At 28.7% G+C, this 20196-nt stretch carries 17 protein-coding genes and 1 other RNA gene; 14 read left to right on the plus strand and 4 right to left on the minus strand.

The genetic code is table 11. The features are described 5' to 3' along the window. The 8 genes from BUA86_RS02480 to BUA86_RS02515 are packed head-to-tail and all read left to right on the plus strand — an operon-like array spanning position 1 to position 8336. Positions 1–549, plus strand: a complete 549-nt coding sequence (locus tag BUA86_RS02480; protein ID WP_072929539.1) for a serine O-acetyltransferase — start codon at positions 1–3, stop codon at positions 547–549. 2 nt (positions 550–551) lie between these two features. Then, on the plus strand, positions 552–1535 hold the full coding sequence (locus BUA86_RS02485) for a glycosyltransferase family 2 protein (RefSeq protein ID WP_072929541.1): 984 nt from the start codon (positions 552–554) through the stop codon (positions 1533–1535). Between the two features lie 6 nt (positions 1536–1541). Then, positions 1542–2654 (plus strand): EpsG family protein, encoded by a 1113-nt coding sequence (locus BUA86_RS02490; protein ID WP_072929543.1) that lies wholly within the window; start codon positions 1542–1544, stop codon positions 2652–2654. Continuing rightward, positions 2645–3391: a glycosyltransferase family 2 protein gene (locus tag BUA86_RS02495; protein WP_072929544.1), complete on the plus strand. Its 747-nt coding sequence runs from the start codon at positions 2645–2647 to the stop codon at positions 3389–3391. The genes BUA86_RS02490 and BUA86_RS02495 overlap by 10 nt, the downstream gene beginning before the upstream one ends. Then, complete coding sequence (locus BUA86_RS02500; protein ID WP_072929546.1) at positions 3378–4481, plus strand: glycosyltransferase family 4 protein; 1104 nt, start codon at positions 3378–3380, stop codon at positions 4479–4481. The genes BUA86_RS02495 and BUA86_RS02500 overlap by 14 nt, the downstream gene beginning before the upstream one ends. Before the next feature lie 14 nt (positions 4482–4495). Further along, entirely contained in the window at positions 4496–5272 is a 777-nt protein-coding gene (locus tag BUA86_RS02505) for a polysaccharide biosynthesis/export family protein (protein WP_072929548.1), read from the plus strand. Between the two features lie 8 nt (positions 5273–5280). Further along, entirely contained in the window at positions 5281–7761 is a 2481-nt protein-coding gene (locus BUA86_RS02510; protein ID WP_072929550.1) for an exopolysaccharide transport family protein, read from the plus strand. Further along, positions 7761–8336 carry a sugar transferase gene (locus tag BUA86_RS02515; RefSeq protein ID WP_072929552.1) on the plus strand — a complete coding sequence of 192 codons (576 nt, stop codon included), beginning with the start codon at positions 7761–7763 and terminating at the stop codon, positions 8334–8336. Before BUA86_RS02510 ends, BUA86_RS02515 begins: the two co-directional genes overlap by 1 nt. 48 nt (positions 8337–8384) lie before the next feature. On the opposite strand, the gene BUA86_RS02520 is transcribed toward BUA86_RS02515, so the two are convergent. The 4 genes from BUA86_RS02520 to BUA86_RS02535 are packed head-to-tail and all read right to left on the minus strand — an operon-like array spanning position 8385 to position 12352. After that, a complete protein-coding gene (locus BUA86_RS02520) occupies positions 8385–10097 on the minus strand; it encodes a phospho-sugar mutase (protein ID WP_072929553.1) in 1713 nt (570 codons plus the stop codon). A 9-nt stretch (positions 10098–10106) separates the two neighbouring features. Then, entirely contained in the window at positions 10107–10811 is a 705-nt protein-coding gene (locus BUA86_RS02525) for a GIN domain-containing protein (RefSeq protein ID WP_072929555.1), read from the minus strand. Between the two features lie 20 nt (positions 10812–10831). Beyond that, positions 10832–11794 carry a glycosyltransferase family 2 protein gene (locus BUA86_RS02530; RefSeq protein ID WP_072929556.1) on the minus strand — a complete coding sequence of 321 codons (963 nt, stop codon included), beginning with the start codon at positions 11792–11794 and terminating at the stop codon, positions 10832–10834. Positions 11795–11797: 3 nt separating this feature from the next. Next, the gene (locus tag BUA86_RS02535; RefSeq protein ID WP_178300389.1) at positions 11798–12352 is read right to left on the minus strand and encodes a DUF4199 domain-containing protein; all 555 of its coding nucleotides are present in this window, start codon (positions 12350–12352) and stop codon (positions 11798–11800) included. Positions 12353–12586: 234 nt separating this feature from the next. On the opposite strand from BUA86_RS02535, the gene ffs reads away from it, so the two are divergent. From ffs to BUA86_RS02565, 6 genes are all read left to right on the plus strand, one after another. Beyond that, an RNA gene (gene ffs / locus BUA86_RS02540) (signal recognition particle sRNA small type) lies at positions 12587–12685 on the plus strand. An 83-nt stretch (positions 12686–12768) separates the two neighbouring features. Further along, complete coding sequence (locus tag BUA86_RS02545) at positions 12769–14421, plus strand: CTP synthase (protein WP_072929559.1); 1653 nt, start codon at positions 12769–12771, stop codon at positions 14419–14421. Next, complete coding sequence (gene yidC, locus BUA86_RS02550; RefSeq protein ID WP_072929560.1) at positions 14399–16243, plus strand: membrane protein insertase YidC; 1845 nt, start codon at positions 14399–14401, stop codon at positions 16241–16243. Before BUA86_RS02545 ends, yidC begins: the two co-directional genes overlap by 23 nt. Positions 16244–16458: 215 nt before the next feature. Continuing rightward, positions 16459–17025: an acetate uptake transporter gene (locus tag BUA86_RS02555; RefSeq protein ID WP_072929562.1), complete on the plus strand. Its 567-nt coding sequence runs from the start codon at positions 16459–16461 to the stop codon at positions 17023–17025. A 324-nt stretch (positions 17026–17349) separates the two neighbouring features. After that, positions 17350–18732 (plus strand): phosphoglucosamine mutase, encoded by a 1383-nt coding sequence (gene glmM / locus BUA86_RS02560; RefSeq protein ID WP_072929563.1) that lies wholly within the window; start codon positions 17350–17352, stop codon positions 18730–18732. Positions 18733–18825: 93 nt separating this feature from the next. Then, positions 18826–20193: a tetratricopeptide repeat protein gene (locus BUA86_RS02565; RefSeq protein ID WP_072929564.1), complete on the plus strand. Its 1368-nt coding sequence runs from the start codon at positions 18826–18828 to the stop codon at positions 20191–20193. Positions 20194–20196 lie beyond the last annotated feature (3 nt).

A 20196-nucleotide genomic window follows, 5' to 3' on the forward strand; every position in this document is an offset into this window, starting at 1 on the left:
ATGAAAACAATAATTCAGAAAGATTTTTACAGACAATTTGGATATTGGACAAATTATCCTTTAATAAAAGGATTTTTTAGCCCTGGCTTTCGTTTTGTTTATTGTTTAAGAAGAGCACAACAATACTCTATAAAACATCCATTAGGAATATTTTTTAGATTGTTATTGAGAAGATATTCTATAAAATATGGCTATCAAATATCTGCAAAAACAAAAATAGATGCAGGTCTTTATTTGGGACATTGGGGAACTGTAGTAGTAAATCCAGAAGTTACAATTGGTAAAAATTGCAACTTAGCACATGGTGTAACATTAGGACAAACAAATAGAGGAAAAACAAAAGGATTTCCAATAATAAAAGACAATGTTTGGATAGGAACAAATGCTGTTATAGTTGGAGGAATTACAATTGGTAACAATGTTTTAATAGCTCCCAATAGCTATGTAACACAAGATGTACCAGATAATTCTGTTGTTATGGGAAATCCAATGCAGATAATCCCAAAAGATAATGCAACAGAAGATTATATAAATAATAAAGTTGATTGATTATGAATTATTCAATTTCTATAATAGTTCCTGTTTATAATACAGAAAAATATTTATCTAAATGTTTAGATTCTATCATTAATCAAACTCTAAAAAATATAGAGATTATTATTGTTAATGATGGTTCTAAAGATAATTCACAACAAATTATTGATGAGTATTGTTCTAATGATATAAGAATAAAATCTATTGTCAAACAAAATGGAGGGCTTAGTGATGCTCGAAATATTGGAATAGATCATGCAAATGGAGAATATATTGCCTTTATAGACTCAGATGATTATATAGATTTATATATGATGGAAGAGCTATATAAAATAGCTATTCGCCATCAAGCAGAAATTGTCTTATGTGATTTAGTAAAGGTAGATGAAAATGGAAATGAATTTAGAGATTTACCACAATCACCTCAACTATCAGATAAAATTATTTTAAAGAACGATTTTACACTTTTTGGTGAGATGAGTTGTTTTGCTTGTAATAAAATTTTTAAGAAATCGTTATTTGAAAAGCATCGATTTAGAAAAGGAATTCATTTTGAGGATATAGAATTAATTCCAAAATTAGTTTTGGACTCACATATCATAGCAAAAATTAATCAACCATTTTATAAATATTTCGAACGTCAAGATTCTATTACTAAAACGCATACTAAAAAAGGATTAGATATGTTTTTAGCAATAGATGAAGTAACAAATTATTTTTTACAAAGTAATTATGCTGAAAATTTAGATCAGTTGAAAAGATTTCAGATTATACAGGGGTATTATTCCTATTTAGCTTATGTAGCTTTTGTAAAAGATAAACCTTTAAAAAAGGAGATGTTACTAGAATTGAATGAATTTTTAGTCAATAATGATATAGAGAAAAAAAATATAACAAACTATCAAAGATTCGAAAAAAACTACTTAAATTCATTACCATTAAAGAAAAGAATGTTTTATACATTAGCACTAATGAACCTTAACCTACTGAATATAATCTAAAATTACGTGAGCTTAATATATTACATCATACTTAGTTTAATTCTAATTTTCTCACTTCTAGAATTTTTTAATGAGGAAAAAATTGATAGAAACATTTTTTTTGCTATTGTCATATTAATGGCTTTGGTTGCAGGATTAGCTTGTGCTATTAGCCCAGATTGGTATGCTTATTTCGAGACCTATTATTACAGTTTAAGAGTAGATTGGAAAGATGTAGAGTTTTGGAGTGAAATGTCTGGGATGGAAAAAGGTTATTTAAGACTTAATAAACTTTTTACATTATTTGGTTTTGGTTTTGGTATGCTAACGCTTTTTATAGCTTCATTTTCTCTTTACTTAAAATCTACAATATTCTATAAATACGGGGGGTTCCCTCTTTTAGTTTTGTTTATATATGCAATGCCTAACTACTTGTTCGAAGAGCATATCCATATTAGACAAGGGTTAGCAAACGGTTTTGCAATATATTCTGCTCGTTATATTATAGATAGAAAACTTATAAAATTCTTATTATGTATTGTTATAGGTTTTCAATTCCATGAATCTATTATCGTTTTTGTCTTAGCTTATTGGATTGCTCCTATGAAATTTGATGAGAAAGTTATTGGATGGTTAGTTATATTCGCAATAATTGGATTTTACACAGGGTTAAATTCAATTATTGAAGTAATTATGAAATTTATGCCAATTGGTCAAGATAAATTTGAGGATTATCAAGGTGATCTCTACAATTCTGATGGTTTTGCGGTAGGTGATTTTATAAAAATAATTTCTGTAATGTCTATCATTGTTTATAATAAATACGCAAAACATGATTTGTTATATTGTTATTTCAGAAACTTGTTCATTATGGGAGTTTTGCTTTTCTTCTTTTTAGGGAAAGGAATATTCGGGATTAGGCTACCAGGTTTTTATCTTGTTTTCTTAGGTTTAACGTTAGGTAGAATGTTATATGTTTTTGAAGGCGATAGGTTTAAGAAAATATTTGTTTATTCTAGTTTTGTTTTTTATACGATAGTCCTTATTTTCTGGTTTCAAGTAAAACAAGGAAGTGATTCTGGTTTTAATCGTTATAAAACTATTTTTAGTAATGAAGCACCTTATGGATTATGGATTTAGTATCAATTATAACACCTTGCTACAATTCGGAACAATTTATTGTAGAAACCTATCAATCAATATTTAATCAGACTTATAAAAATTGGGAATGGATTATTGTAGATGATTGTTCTAAAGATAATTCTGTAGAACTAATCAAATCCTTTAATGATGATAGAGTAAAATTATTTGTTCAAGATAATAACCAAGGGGCCGCTGTAGCAAGAAATAAAGCATTAGATATCGCAAAGGGAAAGTATATTACATTTATTGATAGTGATGATTTATGGCTACCTAATTTCTTAGAAACAACAATAAATTATTTAGAAAATAATAATGAAAACTTAGTTTATACAAGTTATAAAAGAGTTGACGAGAATTTAAACTTTGCTTTAAACGATTTTATTGCAATTGATAAAATTAATAGAAATAGGATTCTATATAATTGTCCAATACCAATGTTAACTTCTGTTTATAATGCATCGGAAATAGGAATCGTAAAATTTCCAGATGTAGAATTAAGAGAAGATCATGCTATGTGGATAGATTTATTGGAGAGAACGAAATATGCAAGAGCAATTAAAGAATCCCTTGCAATATATAGAATGAGAGAAAACTCTGTTTCTAGAAATAAATGGAATATCGCTATAAAACAATACAATGTTTATAATAAATATTTAAGAATGAATATAATACAATCATCTTATTATACTTTTTTTTGGGCATTAAATGGATTAAAAAAATATGGAAAATTTTAAACTTTTAGATTACTTCTATAATTTTGGTAATGTATCTCCACTCTTTATTAACATTTTTGGAGCATTTTTTACTGCACTAATTATAACACTAATTTCTATACCAAAAATTATAAGAATTTCTTATAAAAAAGGTCTCATGGATGTTCCTGGTGAGAGAAGTTCACACACCAATAAAATTCCAACTTTAGGAGGCGTAGCACTATTCTTTGGGATTGTTGTATCCACTTCAATTTTTGCAACAGATTTAGGAGTTAATTATTCATTCTTTCTGTCAGCAATTACAATTTTATTTTTTATAGGTTTAATGGATGATTTATTAGTTGTAGCACCTGATAAAAAACTTTACGGACAAATAATTAGTATAGTTTTAATTGTTTTTGGATCAGGAATTATGATTAATTCTTTTTTAGGTTTATTTAATATTTACGAAATTCCTTATTCATTAGGAGTATTACTAACCATTTTTGTTTTTATAACACTCATAAATGCTTATAATCTTATAGATGGAATAGATGGATTAGCTTCTGGCGTTGGAATTATAATTAGTTTATGTTTTGTATATATTTTCTATAGAATTTTTGATTATGGAATCGGAATTTTAGCGATTAGTACAATAGCTGTACTTTTAGGATTCTTACGATATAACTTATCAAAAGAATTTAAAATATTTATGGGAGATACTGGTTCTATGGTAATAGGATTTATCTTAACATTTATGGCAATAAGATTTCTTTACATTAGCGAATCTTCAAACTTAGGTTTAACTACAGCACCAGCATTACTATTATTTATTTTTGTAATACCTATTTTGGATACTATTTCTGTTTTTACAATTAGAATTCTAAATAAACGTAGTCCTTTTTCTGCAGATAAAAATCATCTTCATCATCAATTTTTAAAATTAGGATTTACCCATATTCAGACATCAATTATAATAATGCTTGTTAACATTTTTTTTGTAATCATTGGGTATTATTTTAGAAATATTGAAATTAATAAACTATTTTTGATATTCATAGTATTATCAATTATTTTCGTGGCTACTTTAAAGTTTATCGTAGTAAGAAATTTAAATAAAAAAGCAACATAACTATATCTATAAAAATGCATTCAAAATCAACTTTAACTAAATCATTTTTCATACTGATTATTTTTAATCTATTTTCCTGTATATCACTTAAAGATGTACAATTAATACAACCCGATCAAAACCTTAAGTTGGATGCTGATGGTAAAATTTCATATCAAAGACCAGAGTATTATATTCAGAAAGACGACGAAATCTTAATAAAAGTTTCTTCTGCTTCTAACGCATCTATGGGTATTCTTAGTGATTTTATTTCTTCTGGAAATAGTAATACAGGAACTGGAGTTCTTGTTAGAGAGGATGGAGCAATAGAATTACCTCGTATAGGTAAAATACAGTTAGAAGGTCTAACGATAGAACAAGCTAGAAAGAAAGTTCAAGATGAATTTTACAAGATTTATGAAGAAAAAGGGACTTACATAGATGTAAATCTTGCAAGTATAGATTATACAATAGTGGGAGAGGCTGGACAAGGTATTTTTACAGCTCCTAAACGAAGTATAACATTACTTGATGCTTTTGCACAGTCAGGATCAAATAATATATATGCAGATCTTAAACATGTTCGTATTATAAGAACTACAGCAGAAGGTACAAAACAAGTATATGTAGATCTTACAAAAGAATCAATTATGAATTCAGAATATTATTGGATTCAGAATAATGATATAATTGTTGTAAATGCTCGTAAAGAGAAGGTTTGGGGAATAGGTCTTAATCCTATGACTATTGTTACAACGATAATTGGTGCTGCTGCAACATTTTTAGGAGCTTATTATATTTTTAGAAGATAATAGGAATTATGGAAAATAAAATAAAGGATCAACAAAATAAGAAAAAGAAATCTGATTTTATTGATATCGAAAGACTGATTCCAAGATTACTAAATGCTTGGCCACTTTATATTGTATCTATTTTAATTGCATTTAGTATTGCTTATTATTTAAATAATTGGAAACTAAATAAAATTTATTCAGCCAATACAACTTTTAAAATAAAAGATAACAGTTCGTCTAATAATAGTTCACTTGCTTCAAATTCAATTAACTTTATTTGGGGAGGAAATGCAAATAAAATTGATGGATTAAGTTATACTTTAACATCACGTATACACAACGAAAAAGTTATTAAAAAGTCTGAATCTTATATTTATTATTTTGAACAAGGAAGATTGAAAAAATCTAATATTTATAAATTAGATGCTCCATTTCATGTTCATATTGATACATTATACAATCAGGTTTCTAATGTTGAAATAAAAATAAAACCGAAAGATAATAATTCTTTTTATTTTGAAGTTGAGAATAAGAATGGTACACTTTACCAATTTACTAAAGATAGTATTTTAAGAGCTACTGAAATTAATTTACCAAAAGTAGGTTATTATAATAGATGGTTAGTAGGAAGTAATTATAAATTATTGATAAAAAAATCTAACATTCCTTTTTCTGGAAATGATTTTTCTTTCAAATTAGTTTCAATTCAAGAAGCAACAAGTAGAGCGATTCAAAATTTTAGTGTTACAAATCCTTCAAAGATATCAAGCATAATAAATGTTTCTAAAAATGCTGAAAGTTTAAATGAAGCAGTTGATTTATTAAATACTTCTATAAAAGTTTTAATAGATAGTGAATTATCAGAAAAGAATCTATCAGCTTTTCAAACAAGAAAATATTTACAAGATAGAATTACAGTTGTAAAACATAAATTAGATAGTGCAACAGATAATTTACAAAACTTACAGAAAGAAAAAGGAGTTTACAATTTTGATACGAAGAAAACCGATTTATTAGCAAGTTTAACAGACCTTGATAAAGAAAGAATTTTAGTTGAGGAAAAAATTAATGCTTTACACCGTTTAATGCCTAAAAAATCTAGTAGTGTAGATAATTTAATTGCATTAAATATTGCTGGTTTAGAGGTTTCATACTTTATGTCGAATGTAGATCAAATTGATATATTTGAGAATCAAAGGACTCAAATGCTAAAGGTTTACAAACCAGATTCTGATGAAATTAAAGACATTGAACAACAAATAGCAAAGAGAAGAAATAATATTGCTACAGTTGTAAATGCTCACTTGCAAAAACTAAATACAGACTTATCAATGATTAACTCTAAGTTGTCACAAGCTGAATTTAAAGCAAGAGATTTACCATACGAAGAAATAGAGTTTGTAGAAGCAAATAGAGGATTCGAATTAAACAGTGAACTATATTCAACTTTAATTAATCAGTTAAATACAACAGATTTATCATTGGCATCTATTGTTTCTGATATTACAATTATAGATCCAGCAAAAAATCAAAATCAAGGAGCTATTTATCCAAATCCAAAAAGAAATTACTTAATCGCTTTAGGTATTGGATTTTTAATTCCTCTAGTATATGTTGTTATTAAAGAATTATTAGATTTTAAAGTAAGAGTATTAAAAGATATTACATCTCGTACAGATATTCCAATTATTGGATTAGTAGGTCCTTTGGCAGGTAATTCTCCATTAATTGTAATTAACAATCCTAAATCGAGTGTTTCAGAATCATTTAGATCCATACGATCTAATCTAAAGTATTTGTACAAAAATCCATCACTTAGCGCGAATAATAAAACCATTTTGGTTACATCTTTTATTGGAGGAGAAGGAAAAACATTTAATGCTATGAATATAGCATCTTCTATAGGTTCAATGGATAATAAATCTGTATTAATAGGATTAGATTTACGCAAGCCAAAAATATTTGACGATTTTAATATTACAAACAAAATTGGTGTTACAGACTACGTTGCGGGTGAATTAGAATTAGATAAAATTACACAACGTACAATCTTACCAAATTTAGATGTTATTACAGCAGGACCAATTCCTCCTAATCCGTCAGAATTAATTCTGAGTAAAAGAATGGATCAATTATTTGAGGAGTTAAAAGAGAAGTATGAATATATTATTATAGATTCTCCACCAATTGGTCTTGTTACGGATTCTTATGATTTAATGCGTTTTGCAGATTGTACATTATATGTAACACGTTATAATTATTCTGAGAAAAACTTTATAAACGCTGTATCTAATAAATACGAAGAAGGAGAAGTTTCTAATATTGGTATTGTATTTAATGATTTCCAAATTAAAACTGGTTACGGTTACGGATATGGTTACGGATATGGTTATGGCTACGGCTACGGATATGGTTACGGATATTTTTCAGAGGATGAAGGTTTTGATAATTCATCTTACGGAAAGTTAAAACGTTTATTCGGTAGAATAAAAGACAAATTCTTTTAATGATTTTTAAAAACATATTTGATTATATTTTAGCATTAATCCTACTTATATTTTTAGTAGGATTAATTGTTTTGTTAATTATCATATGTTCATTTGATACAAAGCAATTTGGAATTTTTGAACAAAATAGAGTTGGTAAAAATGCTAAACTTTTTAAGATTTATAAATTAAGAACCATGAAAGGTGTTTCAAAATCTAACATTACAACATTAAAAGATCATAACATAACACCTCTTGGAAAATTTCTTAGAAAATATAAGTTAGATGAACTTCCGCAATTATTTAATATAATAAAAGGGGAAATGAGCTTTGTTGGTCCTAGACCAGATGTATTTGGTTATGCAGATAAATTAATTGGTGAGGATAGAATTATTTTAAACGTAAAACCAGGAATTACAGGTCCAGCTCAAATAAAATATAAAAATGAAGAACAACTACTAGCAGAAGTAGAAGATCCGATTCTTTATAACGATAAAGTCTTATGGAAAGATAAGGTTTTGATTAATGTGCAATATGTAAAAGAATGGACATTTAAAAAAGATATTATTTATCTGTTACATACAGTATTCAAATAAAAAAATGCTTCTAAAATTAGAAGCATTTTTTTATTTATTTTATTCTGATTAATTAAAATCTTGTTTTAATAATTCAGTTTTCTTTATTAATTTTTCATGAACTTCTGAATATTCATTTACATTATTAATTTCTGCATTTACAGAAAAGTAATATTTAATCTTAGGCTCTGTTCCAGAAGGACGACATGCAACTTTGCTACCATCTTCTGTATAGAAAATTAACACGTTAGATTTTGGTATATCAATAGCTGTTTCTTCTCCAGTAATTAAATTTTTATCAATAGAAGATTGAAAATCTTTTACACGTATAACTTTAGAACCAGCTAATTCTTTAGGAGAATTAGTTCTAAAATCAACCATCATTTTAGCAATTAATTCAGCACCTTCTTTTCCTGGTTTTACAATATTTATTAAATCTTCTTGATATGCTTTTCCTAATTCTACATAAATCTCGATTAACTTATTGTATAAAGAGCTTCCTTTCGCTTTTTGTACAGCAGCAATTTCAGAAACCAATAAAGCTGTAGTTACAGAATCTTTATCACGAATAAAATCACCAACCATAAAACCAAAAGATTCTTCACCACCACCGATAAAAGTTTCTTTACCTTCAAATTGACGAATCATATCGGCAATCCACTTAAATCCAGTTAAACCAACTTTACAGTTTATACCAAATTTAGCAGCAATATCATAGAAAATATCTGAAGTAACAATTGTAGATCCAATAAACTCTTTTCCGTTTAATTTACCAGCTTCTTGCCATTTCTCTAACAAGTAATAAGCTAAAACAGTATTCATTTGATTACCGTTTAACAAAACAATTTCTCCTTCGTTGTTACGCGTCGCAACACCAACGCGATCAGCGTCAGGATCAGTACCAATAACAACATCAGCACCAATTTCGTTTGCTAAAGCAACAGCCATTGTTAATGCTTCTGGTTCTTCAGGATTTGGAGACTTTACAGTAGGGAAATCTCCACTTGGAATAGCTTGTTCTGGAACTTGATGAACTTGTGTAAATCCAGCTTTTTCAAAAGCTTTAGGAGTTATAACAACTGAAGTTCCGTGTATAGAAGTAAAAACAATTTTTATCTCTTCTTTTCCTTCTTTCGTAAAACTTCCGTTAGTTACACATGCATCAATAAAAGCATCATCAATTTCTTTTCCGATGATTGAGATTAATTCATCATTACCAGAAAATTTAATATCATCAATTTTTACATTGTTTACTTCGTTGATAATTGCACCATCTTGTGGTGGTACAATTTGTGCACCATCATTCCAGTATACTTTATATCCATTGTAAACAGGTGGATTATGAGAAGCTGTTAAAACAATTCCTGCATCACAACCTAAATGACGAACGGTAAAAGACAATTCTGGAGTAGGACGAAAAGATTCGAATAAATAAACTTTTATTCCATTTGCTGTTAATACATCTGCAACTAATTTTGCAAACGTGTCAGAATTGTGACGAACGTCGTATGCAATAGCAACAGATTTTTCTTTATTAGGATATGTAGTGTTAATATAATTAGCTAAGCCTTGTGTTGCAGCTCCTAATGTATATTTATTTAATCTATTTGTTCCAACTCCCATTATTCCACGCATTCCTCCTGTACCAAACTCTAGGTTTTTGTAAAAAGAATCGTCTAATTCTGTAGGATTATTGTCAATTAAATCTTGTACAGCATTTCTAGTTTCTATATCATAAGAATCAGAAAGCCATAATTTAGCGTTTTCTAAACTTGAACTCATTCTTGTTTTTTATTTTTTTAGTACTTGTGCTCGGTCAGAAATTTTAGTATCCTTATTTGGATCTCCTAAGAAATTAACAATAGAATTTCCTTTTGCAGAACCATATAAAGTTTGACGAGCATTGATGTCTAACATAGCGTTATCATCTGTTGTGAAATTAGCTTCGTTAACTTCGTATTTAAATAAATTTAATTTTGCTTCTCCGTAAGCTTTAATTTTCATTGTAGCAGCAGTACCTTCTAACATAATATTAGTTTGGTTATCTGCTTGTAAATTAAAATTATTTGTAATTAAGAAAGTCTGATTTATTCTTGCTTGATCTTTTACAGTCAAGTCTAATTTATCAACATTTAAAGTTCCAGAAGTTGTTAAAGAAGTTTGTTTATTAACGTTTAACTTTTCTAAATCTCGCGTTACATAAACGTAAACATCATAAGCACTGTACTGATTTACATTGCTTTTTTCTTTAATTTTTAATGAATTATCTTTTGCTTCAACCTCAAGATTGTCAATTAAATTCTGATGAGAGTCTACTTTTACACCAGTTTTATTTCCAGGAACCATAATTACATTACAATTACACGAAATAGATAAATCTTTAATTGTACTTGCAGGGTACTCTTTTTCCGCTGTAGCTGCACCTTCACCATCAATAGTGGAAGTACAAGAAGCTAAAAGAAAAGTAAATAATCCGTATAAAAATATTTTTTTCATAGCAGTTGATTTATAGTTTGTTAGTTTAAATTTAACTCTTTTTGAACTAGATATAATTGTTTTTCTTGATTATTTCTAACAATTAATTCACCCAAAAACCCCGCCAAAAATAATTGTGTACCTAGAATCATAAATACTAAAGAAATATAAAAATAAGGATTGTCTGCAATTAATCTTGCTGGTGAATTTGTAACATAAACTTTTACCAATTTTTCTATCCCAATATAAAAAGAAGACATAAAACCAAGGATAAACATTAACGTACCTAATAATCCAAAAATATGCATTGGTTTATTTCCAAATCGAGAAGCAAAGAAAAGCGTAATTAAATCTAAGAAACCATTTACAAAACGGTTTGCTCCAAATTTAGAAACACCATATTTTCTAGCTTGATGTTTTACTTTTTTCTCATAAATACGAGAGTAACCAGCATTTTTAGCTAAAACAGGAATATAACGGTGCATATCTCCATAAAGCTCTATATTTTGTGTTACTTCCCAACGATAAGCCTTTAAACCACAATTAAAATCGTGTAATTTAACGCCAGAAGTTTTACGTGCTACACCATTAAATAACTTAGAAGGTAAGTTTTTTGTTAATCTATTATCTTGACGATTTTCTTTCCAACCCGATATAATATCAGCTTTTTTGTTTTTCAACATGTTATATAAAGATGGAATCTCTTCTGGAAAATCTTGTAAATCGGCATCCATTGTAATTACGACATCACCTTTTACTTGCTTAAAAGCTGCACTTAAAGCAGGTGATTTTCCATAATTTTTACGGAATTTAATTCCTTTTACTTCAGGATTAAAATTCCCAATGTATTCTATAATTTGCCAAGAATCATCTGTACTTCCATCATCTACGAAAATTACTTCGAATGAGAAATCATTTTGTTCACACACTTTTTTAATTCTGTAGAATAACTCTTCTAAAGAATCTTGCTCGTTCAATAAAGGAACAACAACTGATATATCCATATGTTAAAAAACACGTTTTTTTAAGAATTGCGAAAATAATGCCGCGATAGCAATGTAGAAAGATAAGAAAATAGAAAATAAACCAAAAAAGTTTTTTGTTGTAAACAAATTTAGTGTTTTATAATCATCAGAATTTCTAAATGTTTCGATATCTTTTGCTGTTTTAGCATCAGACATGTTAGCTGTAAAAGTATCTAATAGCCCTTGCTTTAAGCTATCTTGAGCCCATTCACCGTATGTATTAAAAAATACAAAAATAACAATCAAACTCATTATTCCAGCGAAGAATATTGTATAAAATCCAGTTTTAAATCCTTCTTTAAATGTCATTAATCCTTCCCCATATTCACCTGTTTCAGGATTGTTTTGACGAGTTTTTGCTTTAGCTTTCGATAAATTTAAAATTGTAACAAAGCAGTAAATTGCATACAATGGTAAAATTATAAAACAGCAAATCATAAAGCTGTAGATGTAATAATCTTTTACAGTTACGCTACCATTTGTTGAAAAATATAAATAAAGTGCAAAAAATAAACCTAATGTTATTGTTGTAAGCACCAAAGAATTCTTAAAAATCTTATTAAAACTTATCATGGCGCAAATATAAATATATCTGAGTATTCTTTGTTTATTATATTGATGATTTAAAAGTGATTTTTAATATAAAATTTAAAAAATATTTTGTCATTTAATATTCTCATAATGAAATTATAATGCTCAAAACATCCATGTTCAAAGAAAAAGTTTTATAAAAATGCTTTTATTTTTACAAAACTTTTCTACCTTTGCACAAGGCAAGTCCTACACAACCAGCTCCTGTTTAATCCTCCAGGACGGGAACGTAGCAAAGGTATACGGTTGTAGCGGTGTGATGTAGGTCGCTTGCCTATTTTTATTTCTTAATAATTCCCCTTCAACTTTTTTTTACCCGATTATTTATTCGTAAATTTGCATCCATTGATTTAAACAATTCAATGGAAACAAACACAACACCAAAGTACATTTTCGTTACCGGAGGAGTAACATCATCGTTAGGAAAAGGAATTGTAGCATCTTCTTTAGGAATGCTACTAGAAGCAAGAGGGTATAGAGTTACTATACAAAAACTAGATCCATATATTAATGTAGATCCAGGTACATTAAATCCTTATGAGCATGGTGAATGTTACGTAACGGAAGACGGAGCAGAGACCGATTTAGATTTAGGGCATTATGAGCGTTTTTTGAACCGCGCTACATCTCGTGCTAATTCTGTTACTACAGGTCGAATTTATCAAACAGTTATAGAAAAAGAACGTCGTGGAGACTATTTAGGAAAAACAGTACAGGTTGTTCCTCATATCACAAACGAAATAAAACGTCGTATCAAATTATTAGGTAACACTGGTGACTATGATATTATTATTACAGAAATTGGTGGAACTGTTGGAGACATAGAATCACTTCCTTACATAGAAACTATTCGTCAGCTTACTTGGGAATTAGGAGAAGATAACTCATTAGTTATTCACTTAACATTAGTTCCTTATTTAGCAGCATCTGGTGAGTTAAAAACAAAACCAACACAGCATTCAGTTCGTACTTTAATGGAAAGTGGAATACAAGCAAATGTTTTAGTAACTAGAACAGAGCATCATTTACCAAAAGAAGTTAAAGCTAAACTGGCTCAATTCTGTAATGTGAAAAAAGAAAATGTAATAGAATGTATGGATGCTAGTACAATTTACGAAGTACCATTTTTATTACATGAACAAAATTTTGACGAAGTTGTTTTAAAAGGCTTAGATTTGCCAACTGATCAAGAACCAAATTTTACAGTTTGGAAAAAATTCTTGGACAATCATAAAAATCCTAAAAACGAAATAGAAATTGCTTTAGTTGGTAAATATGTTTCGTTACATGATTCTTATAAATCAATTACAGAGGCATTTACACATGCAGCTGCAACTTGTGAAACAAACGTAAAAGTTCGTTGGGTATATTCTGGAGACATTACAGAAGATAATATCGCAGAACAATTAAAAGGAGTTTCAGGAATTTTAATTGCGCCAGGTTTTGGAGATCGTGGAATTTTAGGTAAAATAATAGCTGCTAATTATGCAAGAAGAAATAATATTCCAACATTAGGAATTTGTTTAGGAATGCAAATTATGGCAATAGAATTTGCTCGTAATGTATTAGGTTACGAAAAGGCAGATTCTGCAGAAATGGATTTAACAACTCCGCATCCAGTAATTAGTTTGATGGAAGATCAAAAAGATGTATCGGATAAAGGAGGAACAATGCGTCTAGGAAATTGGAAATGTAGATTATCAAAACATTCAAGAATAGAGAAAATTTACAATTCAACAGATATTTTAGAACGTCATAGACATAGATACGAATTTAACAATGATTACGAAGTTGAATTTGTAGAAAACGGATTTATAGCAGTAGGTAAAAATCCAGAAACAGAATTAGTAGAAATTTTAGAACATAAACAACACCCATATTATATTGGTGTACAGTTCCATCCGGAATATAAGAGTACAGTTGCTTCGCCACATCCTTTATTTATAAGTTTTATCGAAGCGGCTTTATTAAGTAATCAAAATGATTTAATGCATGCAACAAGAGAAAAAATTTGATTTTAACCAAACAATTGGTTTTATTTTAATTGCAATTCTTTTTGGAGTATTCTATTTTCTAAACAAACCCTCAGAAGAACAATTAGAGGAGCAGAAGAAAGAATTAGTTCAGAAACAAGAGCAAGCTAAGAAGCAAGAACAAGTAAGTAAAACTACTTCACAAAATCTTTTTCAACAAGTAGATCCTACTCAAGCAAAAGATGTTGAAGTAAGTAATGATAAACTTAAAGTAAAATTTTCACCAAAAGGAGCTCAAATTTCTGATGTAGAAGTTATTGGTTATGATGCTTATAGTGAGAAACAAGATGGACACAAAGATCCTTTACATTTAGTAAAAGACGGATCTAGTAAGTTCAATTTATCATTTAAAACAAAACAAGGAACAGTTCTTAATGTTTCGGATTTAGTATTTGTACCACAAGTACAAAAAAATGCCGATAACACAATTGTTACATTTACAGCGAATGCTCAAAATAGCCAAATTCAATATATTTATACTTTAGGAAAATCTTATGGGATAGATTTCGAGATTAAAACAACTGGTTTATCAAATATCACATCAGAAAGTAAAGTAGATTTAGCTTGGACAATGGACGGATTTAGTACCGAAAAAGGGAAAGATCAAGAAAAATATTGGTCACATACATATTTTCAATTTAAAGGAAACAAAGACATCGAATACGAATTATTTGGAGCTGATAAATGGGAAGAACAAGAAGCAATTTCTTGGGTAGCGAATAAGCAACAATTTTTTGCAACAGTTTTATCTAATGACGAAGGTTTCAAATCTACAGACGGTGGTTCTGTTAATTCTGAAAAAGATGATTTAACATACAGCAAACATTATCATTTAAATTCTAAAATAGATTTAAAGAATAGTGAAATCAACTCTAAATTCACTTGGGATTTTATTCCATTGGATTATAAAATGTTGAAAGATTATAACGATAAAGGTTTCCAAAATTTAATTGACTTCGGTTGGGGATTATTTGGATGGTTAAATAAATATTTCTTCCTAAATGTATTCAAATGGTTAGCTTCTGTTGGTATAGAATATGGATGGGTTATTTTCTTAATGACAATCGTTGTAAAATTAATTTTATCTCCAATTATGTACAAACAAAACCGTCAATCTGCATTGATGAAAGTTGTTCGTCCAGAATTAAATGAGATTAACGAAAAGTACAAAGATTCTAAAGATGCTATGAAAAAGCAACAAGAAACGATGGCTATTTATCGTAATGCAGGAATTAATCCTTTAGCAGGATGTTTACCAGCATTATTACAAATTCCAATTTTCTATGCTTTATTCCGTTTCTTTCCAAACTTAATAGATTTAAGAGGAGTTCCGTTTTGGTTCGTAGACGATTTAACAGCTTTTGATGATATAATTTCATTACCAGCATGGGTTCCATTTTTAAATGGACACTTAAGTGTATTTGCATTATTATATATCGTAGCTATGATGATTTATTTTAAGGTTTCTGGTTCTATGGATAATTTCCAAATGCCACAACAAGAAGGTATGCCTAATATGCAGTTCATGAAATACATGATGTATATAATGCCAGTTTTCTTCTTTGTTTTCCTTAATAATTATGCATCTGGTTTATCTTGGTATTATTTGGTATCCAATACAATTAACATCTTCATTGTGCTTTACATTAAGAAGTTTATGATTAATGAAGAAAAGATCCATCAAATTATTAGCGATAATAAAGCTAAGCCTAAAAAACAAGGTAAATTTGCATCACGTATGCAAGATATGATGAGACAAGCACAAGAAATGCAAGATCAACAACAGAAAAATAAAAAGAAATAATTTATATTTTCAAGTTATAAATAAAAAATCCGATAATAATAATTATCGGATTTTTTATTTAATAAAGACAAGTAAGTTTTTGTTAGCTAACTATTTGTTGTATAGTTGTTTATATTGATTTAATATTTTTTTAGTGTACTAAATACACTTTTTATTAATAAATAGTTTGAAATTTATTATAATAAGATTACTATTGTCTTAAATTAATAAATAATATGGAAAATAATTATTCAATTAAAGACACTACAGCTAATCCTGGGCCATTAGGATTGTATGGTTTTGCAATGACAACAATTTTGCTAAACATTCACAATGCAGGGTTTTTTCCTGTAAATAGTATGATAATGGGAATGGGTGTATTCTTCGGTGGAGGAGCTCAGTTTATAGCTGGTACTATGGAATGGAAGAAAGGAAATGATTTCGGAGGAATTGCATTTATGTCTTACGGAGCTTTTTGGTTAACATTAGTTTTTACATGGATTGCACCATTATTTGGAGTAGAAAAACCAGACGGAAATGCCATGGGATGCTATTTAGCAATTTGGGGATTATTTACATTCGTTAATTTTCTACAAACATTAAAAGGAAACTTAGTTGGTAAATTATTATTTTCATCATTAGCCTTATTATTTTTCTTACTTGCAGCTGGTAATTTTACTGGTAAAGAAGAAATTCTTCATTTTGCAGGATGGGTTGGAATAATCTGTGGTTTTATAGCTTTTTACGAAGCCTCAGCAATTATGATCAATAAAAAATACGAGAAAACAATATTACCATTATAAAACGTTTTCAGATAATTATAGTAAAAAAGCTTCATTTTATAAATTAAAATGGAGCTTTTTTATTAAACATGTATTTTGGGCGACCAAGCGGGCTTTCCGCTTTATCTTTTGTTCGCTAGTACGCTCCACAAAAGGATATCGCTTCAATCCCTGTCGCATTCTAAAATTAAGGTGTTAAGTTTTTACATTTAACCTCTAACCTCTAACCTCTAACCTCTAACCTCTAATATCTCAAATCTAGAATCTGTAAATAAAATAGAAATAAAACTAAAGGATAAATTTTTCAATTTTGTAGATTTGTATCACTATAAAAAAATAAATTTTATGTCCTTAATCAAATCAATTTCGGGTTTTCGTGGAACAATCGGAGGAAAACCAGGAGATAATCTAACACCTATAGATGCAGTTAAATTTGCAGCAGCTTACGGAACTTGGTTAAAAAATCAATCAAGCCAATCAGAATACAAAGTAATTATTGGTAGAGATGCTCGTATCTCTGGACAAATGATTTCTCAATTAGTTTGTTCAACTTTACAAGGATTGGGAATAAATGTTGTCGACTTAGGTTTATCAACAACACCAACTGTAGAAGTAATGGTAACACATCTAAATGCAGACGGAGGAATTATTTTAACAGCTTCACATAATCCAAAAGAATGGAATGCATTAAAATTACTTAATGCAAAAGGAGAATTTGTTTCTTCAGAAGATGGTGCACAAATATTATCTTTTGTAGATAAAGATGAATATACTTTTGCAGAAGTAGATCACTTAGGTACATATGAGACATTTGATGACGGAATAGATTTACATATAGACAAAATATTAGCATTACCATTAGTTGATGCAGAAGCTATTAAGAAAAAGAATTTTAAAGTAGCAATTGATGCAGTAAACTCAACAGGAGGAATTGCAATTCCAAAATTATTAGAACGTTTAGGAGTTACTTATTACGGAATGTATTGCGAGCCAAATGGACAATTTCCTCATAATCCAGAACCGTTAAAAGAGCACTTAGGAGATATCTGTAAAAAAGTAATCGAAGAAGGTGCTGATTTTGGTGTTGTAGTAGATCCAGATGTTGATCGTTTAGCAATTATAGACGAAAAAGGAGAAATGTTTGGAGAAGAATATACATTAGTTGCAATAGCAGATTATGTATTATCTAAAACGCCATCAGCAACAGTTTCTAACTTATCATCTTCTCGTGCATTACGTGATGTTACAGAAAGATACAACCAAAATTACTCACCATCTGCTGTTGGGGAAGTAAATGTTGTTGTTGAAATGAAAAACGTTAATGCAAAAATTGGAGGAGAAGGTAATGGAGGAATTATTTATCCAGAATTACATTACGGAAGAGACTCTTTAGTAGGTATTGCTTTATTCTTAACACAATTAGCAGAGCAAGAAATTACGGTTTCAGAATTAAGAAAAACGTATCCAGCATATTATATGGCGAAAAAGAAAATAGAATTAACGCCAGAAATTAATGTAGACGAATTGTTAGTTAAAATTCAAGACGTTTATAAAAACGAACAAATCAATACAGTTGACGGAGTAAAAATTGATTTCCCAACAGAATGGGTTCATTTACGTAAATCAAATACAGAACCTATTATTCGTATTTATACTGAAAGTACTTCAGAAGAAAATGCTAATAAATTAGCAGATAAAATGATAGAAAGTATTAAAAATATTATCTAAAAATAAATTTTTAGGACTGTTTAATAAATGTGCAAAACTCTAACATTTTGTTAGGGATTTTGCACATTTTATTTTGTAATTTAGTACTGATATATGGAAGAGGACTTTTTTAATAATGAATTGATTGAAGGTTTTGAGCAAATGCTAGATAACCGAGAATCTAAATATTATGATTCTGAAGATTTGGTTGAAATCATTGAATTTTACATCGAAGTTAACGATAGCGAATACGCAAAACGTGCGCTAGAGTTTGCTGAGAAGATGCATCCAGATAATTTAGATATCAAAATAAAAAGAATAGAATATCTTTTATTTACTGAAAACTTAAAAGGTGCAGGAAAGTTAATTCAAGAATTAAGTGACATTGCAGCAAAAGAAATAGATTATTTATTAGTGCAGGCTCGTTTTTGGGGATTAAAAAATATGCCTAGAAAAGCTATTCGTTTTTATGAACAAGCTTTACAGATAGATGATGAAGAAACAGATTTTATTTGTAATTGTATAGGAAACGAATATTTAAATTTAGATGAAGTACATTCTGCTATCGTAGCTTTTAAACGTGCATTAAAATTTAACCCAGAAAATGATTATTCTTTCTACTCAATCATTCAATCTTATGAAGAAATTCATGACAAAGATGATTGTATAGTATTTTTAAAAGAATATATAGAAGATAATCCTTATTCAGAAACAGCTTGGCTACAATTAGGATTACTACATAACAATAAGAAACAATTTCACGAAGCAATAGATGCGTTTGATTTTGTTATTGCAATTAATCCAACAAGTATTGCAGCACAAACAAATAAAGCACATTCTTTAGAGGAATTAGGACAATTAAATGCTGCTATAGAAGTATTAGAAGAAACATTAGAGTTTGATGATTCTCCAGCTTCAACTCATTTAAAAATTGGTGAACTTTTTGAAAAATTAGAAAAACCTCAAAAAGCATTAAGAGCTTATCATTTGTCTATAAAAGAAGATCCACAGCTAGATAAAGCTTGGGCAAAAACAGCTTCTTTATACGATAAAATAGCGAACTATGATGAAGCAGAATATTATATTAATAGAGCAATAGAATTAGATAATACAAATCCAGATTACTACAGTAATGTGATTTATTATTATTTAAAACAAATGAAGTTTGAAGAAGCAATTAAAAACTTGGAGAGATTAGTTGAGTTAAAACCTCTAGTTTTTAATACATGGTATGCTTATGTAGAGACTTTAATTGCTATAGGAGAATATGACCAAGCATTAGCAGTTTTAATAGGTGGGGCTTTAAAAAACTTTAATCGAGCAGAGTTTTTCTATCAATTAAGTAATGTGTATTATCAAACAGATCAAGATAAACTTGGAAATGAAGCTTTGGTAAATGCATTAAGTTTAGATAGGAGCTTAAAAGATGAAATGTTAGAAAATTATCCAATATTAAAAGAAAAAATAAAACTAGTTAATTAAACT

Origin of the sequence: Chishuiella changwenlii, from assembly GCF_900142565.1 — a bacterium.
In the GTDB taxonomy this organism is placed as follows: Bacteria; Bacteroidota; Bacteroidia; order Flavobacteriales; family Weeksellaceae; genus Empedobacter; species Empedobacter changwenlii.